Genomic DNA, 15,590 nt, shown 5'->3' with positions numbered 1-15,590 from the left:
GGCTTTGGCTCTCAATGGGTCTATGGCAGGTATTACTTCGGGAATTTACTCCATGACAACCGGTTATAACACCCGCATTGGCCAAACCATTCGGAATACGTCATACCGCTCCATATGCCTTTATGAACCGGAATCGCATTCTGCGCACTTCAAAATGCAGTGATTCCCATCATGCTTCCACTCAACATTTCCATTCTTGCCTAAATCTTTTTCCATCCTTCACTGCTATCGGTAATTTTTTCCAATAACCCAAATCGCCTGAAATGCATGAGCAACAGTTATTGATGTCTTTGTAGGTGGAACAGCTTTGGTGCCTAAAGTCTGCTCAAAAATTTCGGAACTTTTTAACTACACCTGCATTATCCAAACCCACATCACTCACGAGAATAATCCTATGGGCCCCATGACCATTGATTAGGTCCGGAATGATTGAACGAGTATTGGGACCACTGTAAATCTAAGGCATTAACCAGAAACTAGGATTTCCATTCACCTTAGATAAACTTGTCTTTATTTACGATTAAGATTTTTCAATTCGAGCTTCCATGTTCCTGGTGTCCATTCATTGTGGAATCCTTCTTTAGCATCCAAAATCAGAAATGCAGCTTAGTAACCTGTATCGGCTTCACAAAACCCCATATTCCTTTACGTTACTTTGATAGATTTCTTCAATTCCCTTTCCTTTTGCCCTTGCCAAGATCTCCATCCGTACTGATAATTGTTTCATGGTAAAATCGAAAACAGCTTGTTTGTCATTACCAAATGGATTGCCTAACCGATCATATCCCTCTGTATTTAGCGCGATGGCCAATGGTGAAAGTTCCTCCATCCTCTTTTCAACTTGTTTAAAGATATGTGGATGTTCACTGATGATTCTCTGCAGCAGGAAAGTCCCATAAGCAATATGGCGTGATTCATCTTTTTTCAAAAGACCCACGCCCTTTAATAAACCAGGCATCATTTTACTAGCTTCGAGAGTCTGATAGAACCCGAAATATCCAGTTTCTGCAAGAACGCCCTCTGTAAACATATTATAAACAGTGGCCGCTTCTGCCAATGCTTCAGGGGATTGGTCTGATAAAAGTTTCCCCATCGCTTCCGGCAATATTTCATAAAAAATGGATTTATAAATGTCTGAGTGATAAACCGACAAATCACCCTTTTCACCAACTTGATCTAATGTATATCGAAAGAACTCCATATGCTTCGCTTCCTCGAATAAAAATGTCGTTAAGTACATTTCTTCCTCGATTCTACCTTCTTTGGCTATCGTCATAATGAGGGGGAGCAAATCCAAAGTCACGGCTTCTTCTCCGCCCTGAAAAAGGGAGATGATCCGTAATAATACTTCCCTTTCATTATCAGTAAATGACTTCCAATCTTCTTTATCTTGGCTGAAATCAATGTCACGGGGATTCCATATACCGAATTTCTTTGCCTTTTGATAAAGTTTAAATGGTAGGGTATCTTCTCTAAAACTCCGGCTGGTGGTCGTTAAATTCTTTCTTTTCATGTAAATGCCTCCTTGAAATATGATCTGAAAACTTCTGAATCCATAAGGAATTATTTAATTGGTAAGAGTTTTCATTATATTGTAAGATATTACTAGCATTTATCCTAGCACTGAAAATGTAGGGAGGAATAAAGTCGAATGCTTGAGGAAACCCTGATGAATCATGTAAAAAAGATTTCCCAACAAAAGGATATTGCAAATAAATCACAAATGATTGTAAAGGGCTGTGTGAATTTTTTTTCTTTTCAACGTGCATCTTTATTCAGTTACTCATGTTTAACAGGAGTGGGTGAAGGAATATGCGCATGTACTGGTGAAGATACTTTTTCATTACATAATATTAAAGAAAACATTCATGATATATATCCTATCCACCAAGCTGTCATCCATAACAAACCCATATACTTAACCATTCAACATGCGCAATCCTCCATTCCTGCAAAATACGTTAAAAAATTTTCCATCTCATCATTGGCAATCATACCGATAATTGTAAATGACATGGTCATCGGTTTTGTTTTGGTTGACCCCATTCAGGCAAACGAGCCAGTTACCAAGAATGATTTAATGAAGCTGTCCCATTATTTGAAACTGGCTGTCAGTTCAACATTGGATTCGGCTCCTCCCACTTACCATCTAAGTAAACGTGAAACGGAGGTCCTTCAATATTTAGCCAATGGTTTAGGATTAAAGCAAATGGCATCAAAAATGAGCGTTAGTGAATTTACTGTCAGAGATCATATTTCTTCTGCAATCAGGAAATTAGGAGTGAATCACCGAACTGAGGCGGTGGCTGTTGCAATAAGGCACAAAATGATTATGTGAAAACAAAAAAACCTTCAAAGAAGGTTTTTTTGTTTAAGTATCATTGAGTCACTTTTTCTTCAACTTTCGCAGTCCAATTTAACTCGTCTGAAATTTTACCTGTTTGGACACCTGTCAGTGTATCATAAAGCTTTTTAGATAGTTCCCCAGTTTCCCCGCTTTGAACGATCATTTCTTCACCATTCCATAAAAATTCACCAATTGGCGATATAACCGCGGCTGTACCCGTTCCAAAGGCCTCTTCCAAATGACCTGATTTATATGCTTCTTTGACTTCCTCCATGGAAATACGTCTTTCCGTCACGGGAAGATTCCAATGTTTAAGCAATTCTATAATGGAATCACGGGTAATACCCGGAAGGATACTTCCATTTAAAGCAGGAGTGATAATTTCACCATTAATTTTGAAGAAAACATTCATGCTTCCAACTTCTTCAATATATTTTTTCTCTACCCCGTCTAACCAAAGAACTTGGGCATAACCCATCTTTTCGGATACTTCCTGGGCTTTAAGGCTCGATGCATAATTCCCGCCTGTTTTAGCTTCTCCTGTACCACCATTAACTGCACGTGTGAAAGCTGACTCCACGGCTATTTTAACTGGATGAATGCCTTCTTTATAATAAGAACCTACAGGTGACATGATGATGATGAACTGATATTTTTCTGATGGAGAAACTCCAAGGTAAGGCTCAGTAGCTATTATGAATGGCCTGATATATAAGGATGTACCTTCTGCCTGAGGAACCCAATCCTTATCAACGCTAATTAAAGTTTTTAAGGCCTTCAATGCAAAATCAACGTCGATATCCGGTATGCACAATCGGCTATTTGAACTATTTAAGCGTTGGAAATTCTTTTCCGGACGGAATAAGATTATTTCATCTTCTGGTGTTGCATATGCTTTTAATCCTTCAAAAACAGATTGACCATAGTGGAAAATCATAGCTGACGGCTCTAGTGCGAGCGGTTGATAAGGAACAATTCTTGGATCATGCCACCCTTGCCCTTGTGTGTAATCCATAATAAACATATGATCGGTAAACTGCTTACCGAACTCAAGCTGGTCCGCCTGTGGTTTTTCTTTCTTTGTTGTACAAAGCGTGATTTGCATGTCGTGTTCCTTCATTACCAAAACCCCTTGTTGAATAAATTTACAAGATTTCACTTCCATAAAATCTATCTTTAATTAGTTTACTCCTATCAGGAATCATAGTTCAAGCCTTTTGACCAAATTTTCGGAATTTTTTAAAATAAACGAGTTAGACTTCCTACTATGATTCCTGAAAAAAGAACCGGTTATTCCTAAAACTTTTCAATAAATATCAAAACCAGTTGTTCGTTCAGGTTTCTTGAATTCCTGAATATTAGGGTTAATTTTAACAAATTATCAACAATAATGCCAATGTGAATTTTGTATTTCTTTCAACATGGAACAGACAGTAATCCGCTTGTCGTTTCCACTCCTTTAAAATGGAATGACTGAATAAAAAGATGTGTAGCGGATTCCTTATGAGCTACAGCATCCGAACCGATACTCAACTTAATACTTATATGTATATTAACAAGGAACATATAAGGAATGAAACACTTTTTATACCATTTCATAAAGTGGGGTCATGAATGGGTTTTTAGATATATTTCCAATTTCAATCCATTATGGTACATAGATACAAATTTGTTGTTAAATTCAATTTAGTAGTTTACTACTAAAAAATAATCTTATATACTTATCCCCAAGATAGATAAAACGCATGCAAATCAAAATATTATAGATAAAACGCATGGTACTTTATTATTTTTGACGAGAAGGGGTAACAACATGACAAAAAACAGGTGGTTAATCGCTTTATCCGCTATCGCTATTCACCTTTCCATTGGTGGTGCATACGCATATAGCGTATACAAAAAACCTTTGGTTGAGACTATGGGGTGGTCAGAAACTGAAGTCACGTTAGCATTCACAATAATGATGGCGCTTGCAGGAACTTCTGCAGCCTTCTTTGGGAAATATGTAGAAAAAAATGGTCCAAGAAAATCAGCTTTGGTTGCTGCTTTATTATTCGGTTTAGGACAAGCTGGTTCCGGGTTGGCTGTAATGGTCGATTCACTACCACTTTACCTATTGACATATGGGGTTTTAAGTGGTCTTGGTATGGGGATCGGGTACATTTCACCAGTATCCACTTTAGTTAAATGGTTCCCTGATCGCAGGGGATTGGCGACAGGAATGGCAGTATTAGGTTTCGGTGCCGGAGCCCTCATAACAGCCCCAGTAGCTGCAAGCCTTATGGAATCCGTTGGCATTTATACAACTTATTATATTTTAGGCGCAGGCTATTTCATCCTAATGTTCTTAGGTGCAACCTATATTGCACCTCCAAAGGCTAACTGGCTACCTGAAGGAATGATGAGAGATATTGAGTCCGGTAAAAAAGAATTGAAGAAAGACCTAAGGCAATTAACTGCAAAAGAAGCGGTTAAAACTAAACACTTCTGGATGTTATGGTCAATGAAATTAATTAATACAAGTGCGGGTATCATGATGATTTCGGTAGCTTCACCTATGGCTCAAGACGTTGTTGGGCTTTCTGTGGCAGGTGCTGCAACATTAGTCGGTATTATGGGAATCTTTAATGGCGGAGGTAGACTTGGCTGGGCAGCGGCCTCTGATTATATAGGCCGTCCAAATGTCTTCGTCATTTTCTTCATCATACAAATTGGAGCGTTCCTTTTACTTCCAACTACTACAAATACACTATTGTTCCAAGGACTCATCTTGTTAGTCGTTAGTTGTTATGGGGGAGGATTTTCAAATCTACCTGCATTTGCCGGGGATTTATTTGGAACCAAGGAAATTGGGGCCATTCACGGGTATCTTTTAACTACATGGTCTCTAGGCGGAGTTTGCGGACCAATGTTGGTTACTGCGATTAGGGAAAGTACGAACAGTTATATCCCGGTATTCTACGTTTTCGCCGTATTAATTGCGATAGCATTCGCCATCTCTATCTGGTTGCGTTTGGACATTAAAAAAATGCAAAGAAGACAGAAACAAGGATTAACGAATACATTAAGTAAAATATCCTAATTTATAACAAGTATCTTATGACCTGGCAAAAAGGCATTTCTCAAGTAAACTTCCAAAAACGGCGGTTAACTTTGATGATGCCTTTTTTTAGTTTTTTGAACATTATCCAATAAATATAAGTCTTCACAAGCATCTGGACAGACTCCCCTTTCCTACCTTGGCGCCCGTCAAAAATATGGGAACTTCAAAAGTAAAAGAAATTCGAATTCCAACCCTGTTACTGGTCATAGGAAACTGAACAAGTTATATAGTTTAACATGAAGCCAAATAAGGGAATCAAGTAAGAGATGGAATTAGGGGGGGATTGTTTTGTGGATCAATAAACCGTTTTTTAAATATGCAAGCGGAATAATTTTGATCATTTTAATTATATTTTTACTAGGTAAGATTGATTATGTTTTGCTCCCGCTACAAAAAATCATTGCAGCTATATTCTTCCCTATTATAGTGGCTGGGCTTTTATACTACATATTACGGCCAGTCGTTAACTTTTTAACTGAATATATCCCTAGGACTTTTAGCATTTTCATCGTCTTTTTGATTATATTCAGCATGATTGGGATGGTAAGTTACTTTGGAAGTCCTGTAATTGTGGACCAATTTCAAAAATTATCTGAAAACCTCCCAAGCAAAGTCAAGGAATTCTCTAAAGAATCCGAAGATATAATTGAAAAAAATGACTTTGGCATGGTTAATATGGAAGATCTGAAAGAAAAAGCGGTCACACATTTAAAAGATTATTCGGAAAAACTCTTAGGGAATGTCCATACTATTTTCTCCACGATCACTAGTGTATTGACCGTTTTGGTCATTACACCATTCATTTTATTTTATTTCTTGAAAGATGGAGATAAACTAAGACCATTTCTATTAAAATTTATTCCGAACGACGTAGAATCAGAGGGGAACACGATTTTAAAAGACGTTGATAGAGCTCTATCAATTTATATTATCGGACAATTCATCGTATCAATCGTCATTGGGACTTTGATGTATATTGGCTACCTAATTATCGGTCTCGATTATGCACTCGTATTAGCCCTATTCGCCATGATTTTTACTGTTGTACCATTCCTTGGTCCATTTATAAGCATCATCCCTGCTCTTTTCATCGCCTTACAGCAAGACATTGGATTGGCAGTGAAAGTGCTCATTGTACTTACAGTCGTTCAACAGGTCGAAGGGCACTTGGTTACACCGAATATTATGGGAAAACGGCTCAACATTCACCCACTGACGATTATTTTATTGCTGCTTGCTGCAGGATCAATATATGGTTTCATTGGCATTTTAATAGCTATCCCCACTTATTCCGTAGTAAAAACGATTATAGGAAACTTCAGGAAGTTTTATAGGTTACGAAAAAGGATCACATAATCAGGAATGGTTGTATCCCCCTTATATCCACCAATTTACGGGGACCTATCCTAGAACTGCACCCCGTTGATCACCATCTAACAACCATCTAACAATTGGAGGTTTTTTTATGACCAACTCTTCATTAAGATAAATGTAATAGCTGTTTTTCCATAAAAGCAAAGGATTATTTGTCAACGGTTGCCACTGAAATATATTGTTAATCTAATACTTAATAGAGAATTGGGAGCCTCAATTTAAAGAACATGGCGATGTTAGTTTGGTGTCTAACATTTACGGGGCAGTTCACTTTTGCCTACGGTCTTTTTTGTTTTAAAATAGAAGGATTAAAACTTGAGGTGATAAGGATGCTTTCTAAACATGATTCTATTCAGCGAGATCATCTTGAAATGATTACTTTAGATTAAAAGATCCAGCGAACCATTTGGCTCGTAAAATGGAGGCCGCCATTGTTTTTGGGACAATTGTACACCTGGAAATACGCATGATAGTCACATCTTAGAGTCACTTGTTGGCCAAGTAATTGAAAAAGTTGGGAAACCCGAAGCTGTTGCAAGCAGATGCAAAAGAAAAGCATGGTATGCGTTGGACTACTTTAAGGGGACTTAAAAATTGTCGATCAGGCGATGGTCACTTTCCCTGCAATGAAAGTAAAGAAGATGGCCAATTGGACCTGGCAAGGTCTAAAAATGGCCTAACAGCTCGTAGAGACCCAATTCCATAAAAATTGAGAAAAATTCAAAGGGAATTTCAAAAGGGGTTCGGAATGTTTTAATTCCGAACCCCTTTTGTCTACAAACTGCCTTATCCGATTTTTTTTGTTTTCAAGAGGTGTAATGAGTATGGATCGAGATTGCCAATTTTAAAAATTAAGTGCCTGATTTCAGAAAAGAATAGTGTCCGGCCGCAAGAAAAAGCAAAAGTAGTATACGGACTAAGCGAAGATATTTAGTTAGGCAGCGTGAACCCGATAATCTCGGGCCCATGCCTTAAAATTTCAGCTTGATTCGTTGATGATTGCAGGAATGTATATAATCTTCTAGCTCTTGTCTAAAAAATGCACAATGCTCTCGAATTCCTGTAAATAAAGTAATTCAGATATTAAACATCTGTGACTCATTTTTAGGCTTTGTTCTTCAGTGTTTGTTTAATATTTTTTTAATCCACCGTTTGAAAAACGCTTTGACGCTTTTCTTTTTTATTACTTGAATGGCTTGATTTTTCTTCTCAATATAAATTACTTCATTGTTTATGGCACTATTTTCTGCTAGTACTAGACCCAAATCGGAGTTATGGTCTTTGTTGAGAACAATTTTGTAAGGAATATTATGACTTATTGCCAATTTAATATATTTCCCTAGATATTGATAGTCCATCTGACCATTTAAAAACAAATTTGAACGGGGATGCCGCTTCATCATTTGCTCAATCTCCGGATATACATTCATTTCAAAGACTTGGCTTTTTTTTAGGACGATGACGACTCGCTCCCGTAATGTACCCAGGAATTCCCTTCGTTCGCCAGGCTTGATTTCTTTTGGACCGTAGATTCCTTGCTCTAGATAGTCCTCCACTTTTAGGCGTGACAATTTTTTCCCACCTCCGGTTTCACTTCAATAATGTATGAAAAATGGCCAAAAATAGTGCCCATCTCCTTTGGAATGCTAAATGTAAAAAGTAGTTGGGGTTAACTTTCCCCTTTTGTAGTCTACCCTTCCTTAAAAAAATTGTCACCCTAGCTTCGCTTCATGCATAGGATAGTATATGTGTGAATATAGGTTGCTTAAAAGAGGGACGGGGAAAAACATGAAAAAATTAATTGTATTTGTATTGATATTCGCCTTTAGTTTTGTTGGGTTCAGCAATACTTCAGGTGCAGCCGCAAGACAACTGATCATCATCAATAAAGCCAATAACCAGCTAGCCTATTATGAAAATGATAAATTGGTGAAGGTGTTCATCGTGGCGACAGGAAAAAAAGCCTCATATACTCCTGAAGGAAAGTTCAAGGTCGTGACAAAGATTGTGAATCGTCCCTATTATAAAGGCAACATAAAAGGAGGAGATCCAAAAAACCCTCTGGGGAAACGATGGCTGGGGATAAATGCACGGAATACACCAGGTAATACGTACGCAATACACGGCAATAATGATTCTAAAAGCATTGGCAAGTATATAAGTGCCGGTTGTATTCGCATGTATAACGATGATGTTCAATGGCTGTACGATAAAGTGGGAATGAACACTGTTGTCTTAATTGCCAGTTCGAATAAATCATTTGCTTCCATAGCTGCTACGAATGGATATAAGGTGAGCGGATCTAAAAGCCTACCTGTACAGAATACCTACATTTTCCTGAAGAAAGGAAGTAGTGGCCCCCAAGTAATTGAGCTACAAAAAAGATTAACGAAACTTGGATACAGCACTAAAGGAATTGATGGGGGATTTGGAAAAAATACCGAAATGGCTGTAAAGAAATTTCAAAAGGCTAAAAATCTTACATCTGATGGGGTCGTCGGACCACAAACAAAAAAAGCACTTGGACTTAAATAATTACTATTACTGATATCCCCTGATTAGAGGATATTTTTTTTTTGTCTAAACTGTAACAAACCATACATTATTACCCATATTGTCTGTAATTTCCCACCGCCACTTATTGGCTTTATGTTATAATTTTTACATAAACAGCTAATCATAATCGCACTGCATTACATATAAGGAGGTAATACAAATGTACGATGAACTTCTCATATTATCCATTAAGTCAATTTTTGTTATCGGCACCATCGCAATGTTTGTGATTTTAGGATTCGTAAAAGGACGCAAGTTTTAAATTACCCAATTCTTTAAAATATCCTTATTGCCTGATTACTTGTATTATGTTCATACTGGTAATCAGGTTAATTTCACTCAGAAAAAAAAGCATATCCTCACTGGGCATGCTTTGCTTTACCAATTCCAGTAATCCGTTTTATCTAAAATTTGATCAATATCAAATGTATCAATAAGGATTGGAACTGATTCTTCTGCAATCTCTTCAGTCGCTCGCAATAATTGGTCGATATCAATAATGGCCAAAATAGTCCTCTCCCTTTTTTAATGGTCTTTACCCTCATTTTTAATACATTAAACAGTTCGTTCAAAAGATATTTTATTAGAGGGTAGCCCTTTAATTTTACATTTGACAATTATTTAAGGTGCAGTGAACCATTTTTTTCAGATCCTTCCGGAGAAAGCGTATGTATCAATTTAACCAGTTTATAAAATGTCCCACTGCAGATGGTTACCTCGGGCAGATTATGAAAAATTGATTTTTTATTAATATGATAATTGTCTTTCTCAGGTGAATACACAATAATTTTCTTATTTAATGATAAAGCATATCCAAGCTCATAAAGATTGCCTTTACCTGCAGTTAGGAAGATCAGCATGAAATCAGCTTCCTCAATCCCCCTTTTTTCATATTCTCCAATACCTTCAGCAATTTGGTTATTTTCATCATCCGCAATTAAATTCCAGTCATTCACACATGTAAATCCTTTTGAAGTCAATTTCTTGATCAATGACCTTACTTGCTTCAAATTTTTTTCGTCTGATGCTATATAATATTTCACTCATACACCTCCAAAATATTTAACTATTGATACTTTTTACCTATATTAACTATACTATACATATTCGTTATAAAGAACGCAATATCCTTTCCCTAAAAATTAAAAATAATTAAATGACACCGTTTCAATCAAAGAAATTTGAAGCGAAAAAACCATCATTCCTTTACAGATAATGATGGTTTTTCGTTAAAAAAATTAAATTCCGGAGCTAACCTTACAAAAAAGATCATGTACTTATGTAAAAAAAATTGATGATTTAGGGCTATTAGAATCCACCGATCCATTTTGTATAGATTTTCATTCTTATAAACTGACATTCCGGGTGATAAAGTATGATAAACCCTTCAAGAAATCCAAAATAAAAACCTTGTCCTCTACCCGGCAAGGTTTTTTTATTTTTCATATGTGATATTTTCTATTTCAATCCTGAAGGGTGCAGCCTCACATATATTAATTCCCCTATCTAGATTTACCTTTTCCAAATCACTTGCATCCGGTATTGTTTTTTTATCATGAATAAAATGTTCGACCATGGATTCCAATAATTCTTGAGCACAAGCTAAGGCATCTACCCGATTCCTACCGCTAACGGTAGAAATAATTCCTTCTCGCCTAAAATCCGGGAAACAAACTTGAACGGAAAAAGAGTCGATAATCAATGGGTGTTTTTCATAATAGAATACGGCTGGATACTCAAATATTTGAATGGTCAAAATATCATCCCTTCATACAATATATAGCATTTTAGTTAATTATAACATGAAATTCTATTAAAAATAGATTTACTTACTTTTTCTTTGTTTGTCAAGATTATTTTTACATTCAATAGGTTGTTATGTCCGTATCTACTACGAAACAAAAAAACACCAGAAAAATCAAAATCACGATAACATTAAGGATTATTCCAATAATGCTGCACACTTTACCAGCTGTCACTAAACCATTTCCGGATTCACCAGTAAGATTAATTTCTTGTTTACTCTTAGATGCAAATATTAAACCTAGAATACCCAATATGATGCCGATGAATGGAATAAGCAGGGACAATACCCCCATGATTAATGATACAATCGCTTTGCTGTTGGTTGGATTAATTTCCGACATAAATTCCACCTTCTTTCTTCCCCTTATATATACGGTTATTAAAAGCAAAAGATTCATTATTTTTGTATTCACCATCTCTAATATTCCTTGCTACCCTCCCGGTAAATTCCATACCCTTGGTCGGATCCTTACATAACATACCAGTTGATTTCAGAAATCCGTCCCCTTTTCGCCAACTGTCTGACAAGGCACCTCGCCGAAAGCGTCTGTGAGGCCTCCGCCAGCCAGTTATTCGGCAGGAGTTTCGCGAATTTCGTCAATTTAATAAGGGTTTCATAAAACAGGTAAAAACCATAAAGTATAAACTAGTCTTAATTAAGGGTTCGGGATCAGACCTAGCCTACAGTTTTTTCTTAAAACGTTCCAGTTGATTGGAACGGATGGTAGTAGACTCCCCCAGCAGGAAAAGCGTGTCCAAGGGTGACCCACAGGCGCAAAGAACGCCGAGGGTGGGCCGCCCCCGCGGAAAGCGAGTACCCTACGTTCCAATCAGCGTTCAAATTGTACAAGCCATAAAAAAAATGTAGACAAACTCGATTTTCATCGAGTTTGTCTACATTTTGAAACGACTCATTTCTGAGTCGTTTTTTTAGGTACGTTTCAATTCAAGTCTCTGTGCTACCAAAGAAAGGCTATAGTTAACTATGAAATACATGAGAGCTACCAGGATCAAAATCGGTATTAAATACTTTTGACTTTGTCCATAAATGATTTGACCATGATGAGTCAGCTCCGGTAAAGAGATGACAACAGCTAAAGAGGTATCCTTTAATAAAGAAATGAATTGGCTGACAATAGGAGGAACCATGCGGCGCAGCGCTTGGGGCAGAATAATATGTATCAATGCCTGTGTATAGCTCAAGCCTGATGAACGGGCAGCTTCCATTTGGCCTTTATCGATGGATTTTAGCCCACTTCGAATGACTTCAGAAAGCATGGCTGACTCGAAAATTGTCAAGGCAACAATGGCTGCTGGAATGATTTCCAGTTTAATCCTTATTTCCGGCAAAGCAAAATACGTAAAAAATATTATTAATAACAGCGGTAAATTACGTACCGTTTCTACAATCAAAGCCAATATTTGTGATAACACCGGCACCTTTGCGTATCGGATTATACCTACAAGCCCGCCAATAATGAAACTTAGAATAATGGATATAAAAGCTACCTGGAGCGTTACCCAAAATCCTTCTAATAAAAACTTAAGATTATCTGGTGTATAGGCACCTGCAAAATCCATATGATATACCTCCCTCAATTACTCTTAGCCAGACGTTTTTCCAAATAACCAACGCCAAAACTTAAAGGAATGGTAAGTATTAAGTAAAATGCTGCAACGAAAATGTACACATCAAACACGACAAATGTCCTTGAAGAAATCAAATCCCCGTGGTACATAAGATCGAGTCCTGCAACGACGGCTAAAATGGAAGAATTCTTAACTAGATTGATAAATTGGTTTCCTAAAGGAGGAATGACTATTTTAACGGCCTGTGGCAAAATGACGAGCCTCATTGCCTGCCCATATGTCAGACCTGAAGAACGGGCAGCTTCCATTTGACCCTTTGGCACGGAAAGTATGCCTGCTCGAATTGCCTCAGCTATGAAAGATGAAGTGTAAATGGTCAATGCTAATGTCCCTGCGTATAGACCGCTTAGTTTAAGACCAAGAAAGAAGAAAAAGGTAATGATCAATAACGGTATGTTCCGAATGAACTCGACATAGGCGGTACCCAGCCAGTTTAGTGGCTTTATCGGCGCAATCCGCATGATAGCAATAAGCACACCAAGAATCAAACTCGCTACCAATGCAATCAAACTCGACATGATTGTATTTTTAAAGCCTAATAAATACATATCCAGATTCTCTGTTAAAATGGAGAAATCTAGCACGGCATACACTCCTTTAACTAGTAAGGATGAGCAAAACGCTCATCCTCACAGACAAATGTTAAAATGTTATTTAGGGTCAGCTTCCCTTATACATTTGCTAAAAATATTTAATGTTTAATCCATTTATCATGGATTTCATCGTACTTGCCTGAATCTTTAAGTGACTTAAGGGCTTTATTTAATTCGGCAACAAAGTCCGCATTTCCTTTTTTCACAGCAATTCCATAAGGCTCGTCTGTAAATGTACCGCCAACAAGCTCATAATTTGGATCCTCATCCGCCATTCCATAAAGGATGGAATCATCCGTGGTCAATGCATCCCCTTGTCCTGATTTAAGTGCAGCGAAAGCTTCGGAATAGTTTTCAAATTCAAGCACTTGTGCGTCAGGAGCTTTTTCACGGATATTTATGGAAGAAGTAGAGCCCTTGACTGCCAATACCTTTTTCCCTTTTAAACTATCAATGCCCTTGATATCGCTGCCTTTTTTGACTAACAAAGATTGTCCCGCGTCGAAGTAAACATCAGTGAAGTCAACTTCTTTTTTACGATCTTCCGTGATTGTCATGGTTGCTACAATTGCGTCGATATCACCATTATTCAATAAGGCCATCCTAGTTTTAGAAGTCACTTCTTTAAATTCAACTTTATTCTCATCACCAAGGATTTCTGCTGCAAGAGCTTTTGCGATATCAATATCAAAGCCTTCTACCTCTCCAGTACTAGGATTCTTCAAACCGAATAGCCTTGTATCATTTTTCACCCCAAAAACGATCTTATCCTTTTCCTTCACTTGGGCAAGAACATCAATTTCTTGGACTTTACCTCCAGCCTTTTCAGCTTTGTCTGAAACATTCCCCCCGCCACATCCAGCTAATAAAATGACAGCCAGTAATGATAGCAAAGATAATTTTAACCATTTCTTTTTCTTCAACATGTAATTCACCCCTGTTTTTTATTTAATGATTTAATATACGGCTAAGGAATAAACGAGCCCTCTCTTCCCGAGGATTGGCGTAAAACTCAGCCGGTGATGCCTCTTCTAAAACCCTGCCTTCGTCCATGAATACGATTCGATCCGCTACTTCACGGGCAAATCCCATTTCGTGCGTGACCACCACCATCGTCATTCCTTCATGGGCAAGTGCTTTCATTACATCCAGTACCTCGCCAATCATTTCAGGATCCAAGGCTGAGGTAGGTTCATCAAATAACATGATTTCGGGACCCATTGCCAAACCTCTGGCGATCGCTACCCGTTGCTGCTGTCCACCTGAAAGCTGAGAAGGAAATGAATTCGCTTTATCGCCAATCCCCACTTTATCCAGATACTTTAGTGTAATCTTTTTTGCTTCCTCTTCGGATTGCCCTAAAACCTTCCTGGGAGCAAGCATGATATTCTCGAGCACAGTTTTATGAGGATACAAGTGAAAATGCTGGAAAACCATACCGATATTCCGACGGAGTTTGTTTATGTCCGTTTTTTTATCCGCTACATTTAAACCATTTATGGAAAGGGAACCTTCCGAAATGGTCTCTAGACGATTAATGCATCGAAGCAGTGTACTTTTCCCTGATCCGGACGGTCCGATGACCACTACCACTTCCCCCTTCTTAATTGTAAGATTAATTTCTTTCAATACATGGAAATCGCCATAATACTTATTCACTCGGTCAAAAACTATCATAATTAACCTCCCTGCCCATAATCAAACCGCCAAAACTGAAAATTTATAATAGTCAGAATTCAGAGAACGTAATATAGCATTCTCCTTAACTTGAATCAAAACTTATGTATAATCCTTTCTTCAAGTATTATTTCCCAATATTTCGTTAGCGATAGTGAAAAGCCCTTTTTTTTGTTATTTTAAACTAGTAATTTAAATAATATATTCAATATTCTCATTTTTCATTATATATAATATTTCTTAAAATTACCATATAAACTTTAAATTGTTAAAAATGATATCATATTTTATGATATTAATTGCTGTATTTCATAAAACTGATATTATAAACTTATATCCCCTGAACTATTCCCTCTTTTTGTAAAAAAATATTTATTTCCCGTAAGCATATCGAGCTTTAAATGATAAAAAAAGGCTCTTTTCGTAAAGATTGTTGTTTTTAAAACGAAACTATTTAAGGTTGATTGGAGCGGAAGTGCGAGAC

15 protein-coding genes and 1 pseudogene are annotated in these 15,590 nt (G+C 37.3%); 5 read left to right on the top strand and 11 right to left on the bottom strand.

The features are described 5' to 3' along the window. Window positions 1-625: 625 nt before the first annotated feature. The gene (locus ACFX4L_RS17455; protein ID WP_284470619.1) at window positions 626-1,513 is read right to left on the bottom strand and encodes a R2-like ligand-binding oxidase; all 888 of its coding nucleotides are present in this window, start codon (window positions 1,511-1,513) and stop codon (window positions 626-628) included. Between the two features lie 138 nt (window positions 1,514-1,651). On the opposite strand from ACFX4L_RS17455, the gene ACFX4L_RS17450 reads away from it, so the two are divergent. Further along, on the top strand, window positions 1,652-2,338 hold the full coding sequence (locus tag ACFX4L_RS17450; protein WP_377385698.1) for a helix-turn-helix transcriptional regulator: 687 nt from the start codon (window positions 1,652-1,654) through the stop codon (window positions 2,336-2,338). Between the two features lie 40 nt (window positions 2,339-2,378). On the opposite strand, the gene ACFX4L_RS17445 is transcribed toward ACFX4L_RS17450, so the two are convergent. After that, the gene (locus tag ACFX4L_RS17445; protein ID WP_377405739.1) at window positions 2,379-3,467 is read right to left on the bottom strand and encodes a branched-chain amino acid aminotransferase; all 1,089 of its coding nucleotides are present in this window, start codon (window positions 3,465-3,467) and stop codon (window positions 2,379-2,381) included. 693 nt (window positions 3,468-4,160) lie between these two features. On the opposite strand from ACFX4L_RS17445, the gene ACFX4L_RS17440 reads away from it, so the two are divergent. The 3 genes and pseudogenes from ACFX4L_RS17440 to ACFX4L_RS17430 form a co-directional block, all read left to right on the top strand. Next, the gene (locus ACFX4L_RS17440; protein ID WP_284470616.1) at window positions 4,161-5,429 is read left to right on the top strand and encodes an L-lactate MFS transporter; all 1,269 of its coding nucleotides are present in this window, start codon (window positions 4,161-4,163) and stop codon (window positions 5,427-5,429) included. A gap of 309 nt (window positions 5,430-5,738) precedes the next feature. Then, complete coding sequence (locus tag ACFX4L_RS17435) at window positions 5,739-6,806, top strand: AI-2E family transporter (protein ID WP_284470615.1); 1,068 nt, start codon at window positions 5,739-5,741, stop codon at window positions 6,804-6,806. Window positions 6,807-7,362: 556 nt separating this feature from the next. Next, window positions 7,363-7,504: pseudogene (locus tag ACFX4L_RS17430) on the top strand (IS5/IS1182 family transposase); the annotation flags it as partial. A 438-nt stretch (window positions 7,505-7,942) separates the two neighbouring features. Here ACFX4L_RS17430 and ACFX4L_RS17425 read toward each other — a convergent pair. Beyond that, window positions 7,943-8,395, bottom strand: coding sequence for a YueI family protein (locus ACFX4L_RS17425; protein ID WP_377385694.1), 453 nt, complete (start codon window positions 8,393-8,395; stop codon window positions 7,943-7,945). 217 nt (window positions 8,396-8,612) lie between these two features. Between ACFX4L_RS17425 and ACFX4L_RS17420 the strand changes: the two genes are divergently transcribed. Beyond that, window positions 8,613-9,359, top strand: a complete 747-nt coding sequence (locus ACFX4L_RS17420; RefSeq protein WP_284470613.1) for a L,D-transpeptidase family protein — start codon at window positions 8,613-8,615, stop codon at window positions 9,357-9,359. A 399-nt stretch (window positions 9,360-9,758) separates the two neighbouring features. Here the strand turns inward: ACFX4L_RS17420 and ACFX4L_RS17415 are convergent, their stop codons facing one another. The 8 genes from ACFX4L_RS17415 to ACFX4L_RS17380 all read right to left on the bottom strand — a co-directional run bounded on the left by ACFX4L_RS17415 (window position 9,759) and on the right by ACFX4L_RS17380 (window position 15,106). Continuing rightward, window positions 9,759-9,887 (bottom strand): hypothetical protein, encoded by a 129-nt coding sequence (locus ACFX4L_RS17415; RefSeq protein ID WP_377385689.1) that lies wholly within the window; start codon window positions 9,885-9,887, stop codon window positions 9,759-9,761. Window positions 9,888-9,997: 110 nt separating this feature from the next. Further along, window positions 9,998-10,423: a nucleoside 2-deoxyribosyltransferase gene (locus tag ACFX4L_RS17410; RefSeq protein ID WP_284470612.1), complete on the bottom strand. Its 426-nt coding sequence runs from the start codon at window positions 10,421-10,423 to the stop codon at window positions 9,998-10,000. A 392-nt stretch (window positions 10,424-10,815) separates the two neighbouring features. Further along, window positions 10,816-11,136 carry a type II toxin-antitoxin system HicB family antitoxin gene (locus ACFX4L_RS17405; RefSeq protein ID WP_061463409.1) on the bottom strand — a complete coding sequence of 107 codons (321 nt, stop codon included), beginning with the start codon at window positions 11,134-11,136 and terminating at the stop codon, window positions 10,816-10,818. A 109-nt stretch (window positions 11,137-11,245) separates the two neighbouring features. After that, window positions 11,246-11,527, bottom strand: coding sequence for a DUF4190 domain-containing protein (locus ACFX4L_RS17400; protein ID WP_284470611.1), 282 nt, complete (start codon window positions 11,525-11,527; stop codon window positions 11,246-11,248). 589 nt (window positions 11,528-12,116) lie between these two features. Continuing rightward, the gene (locus ACFX4L_RS17395; RefSeq protein WP_034307000.1) at window positions 12,117-12,767 is read right to left on the bottom strand and encodes an amino acid ABC transporter permease; all 651 of its coding nucleotides are present in this window, start codon (window positions 12,765-12,767) and stop codon (window positions 12,117-12,119) included. Window positions 12,768-12,781: 14 nt separating this feature from the next. Beyond that, complete coding sequence (locus ACFX4L_RS17390) at window positions 12,782-13,420, bottom strand: amino acid ABC transporter permease (RefSeq protein WP_089364247.1); 639 nt, start codon at window positions 13,418-13,420, stop codon at window positions 12,782-12,784. Window positions 13,421-13,527: 107 nt separating this feature from the next. Then, entirely contained in the window at window positions 13,528-14,355 is an 828-nt protein-coding gene (locus ACFX4L_RS17385) for a transporter substrate-binding domain-containing protein (protein WP_289337499.1), read from the bottom strand. A 22-nt stretch (window positions 14,356-14,377) separates the two neighbouring features. Then, window positions 14,378-15,106 carry an amino acid ABC transporter ATP-binding protein gene (locus tag ACFX4L_RS17380; RefSeq protein WP_089364249.1) on the bottom strand — a complete coding sequence of 243 codons (729 nt, stop codon included), beginning with the start codon at window positions 15,104-15,106 and terminating at the stop codon, window positions 14,378-14,380. Window positions 15,107-15,590: the final 484 nt, after the last annotated feature.

Source organism: Peribacillus sp. YIM B13482 (genome assembly GCF_042787975.1).
Classification (GTDB): Bacteria; Bacillota; Bacilli; order Bacillales; family DSM-1321; genus Peribacillus; species Peribacillus simplex_A.
Note: the sequence above shows the minus strand (reverse complement) of the source record. Positions and strands in the feature narration are given on the sequence as shown.

Excerpts from the sequence above, each read along its gene's own strand:
- ACFX4L_RS17455 (WP_284470619.1), bottom strand. The coding sequence starts at position 1,513 with ATGAAAAGAAAGAATTTAACGACCACCAGCCGGAGTTTTAGAGAAGAT.
- ACFX4L_RS17400 (WP_284470611.1), bottom strand. The coding sequence starts at position 11,527 with ATGTCGGAAATTAATCCAACCAACAGCAAAGCGATTGTATCATTAATC.
- ACFX4L_RS17385 (WP_289337499.1), bottom strand. The coding sequence starts at position 14,355 with ATGTTGAAGAAAAAGAAATGGTTAAAATTATCTTTGCTATCATTACTG.
- ACFX4L_RS17380 (WP_089364249.1), bottom strand. The coding sequence starts at position 15,106 with ATGATAGTTTTTGACCGAGTGAATAAGTATTATGGCGATTTCCATGTA.
- ACFX4L_RS17450 (WP_377385698.1), top strand. The coding sequence starts at position 1,652 with ATGCTTGAGGAAACCCTGATGAATCATGTAAAAAAGATTTCCCAACAA.
- ACFX4L_RS17395 (WP_034307000.1), bottom strand. The coding sequence starts at position 12,767 with ATGGATTTTGCAGGTGCCTATACACCAGATAATCTTAAGTTTTTATTA.
- ACFX4L_RS17445 (WP_377405739.1), bottom strand. The coding sequence starts at position 3,467 with ATGAAGGAACACGACATGCAAATCACGCTTTGTACAACAAAGAAAGAA.
- ACFX4L_RS17440 (WP_284470616.1), top strand. The coding sequence starts at position 4,161 with ATGACAAAAAACAGGTGGTTAATCGCTTTATCCGCTATCGCTATTCAC.
- ACFX4L_RS17420 (WP_284470613.1), top strand. The coding sequence starts at position 8,613 with ATGAAAAAATTAATTGTATTTGTATTGATATTCGCCTTTAGTTTTGTT.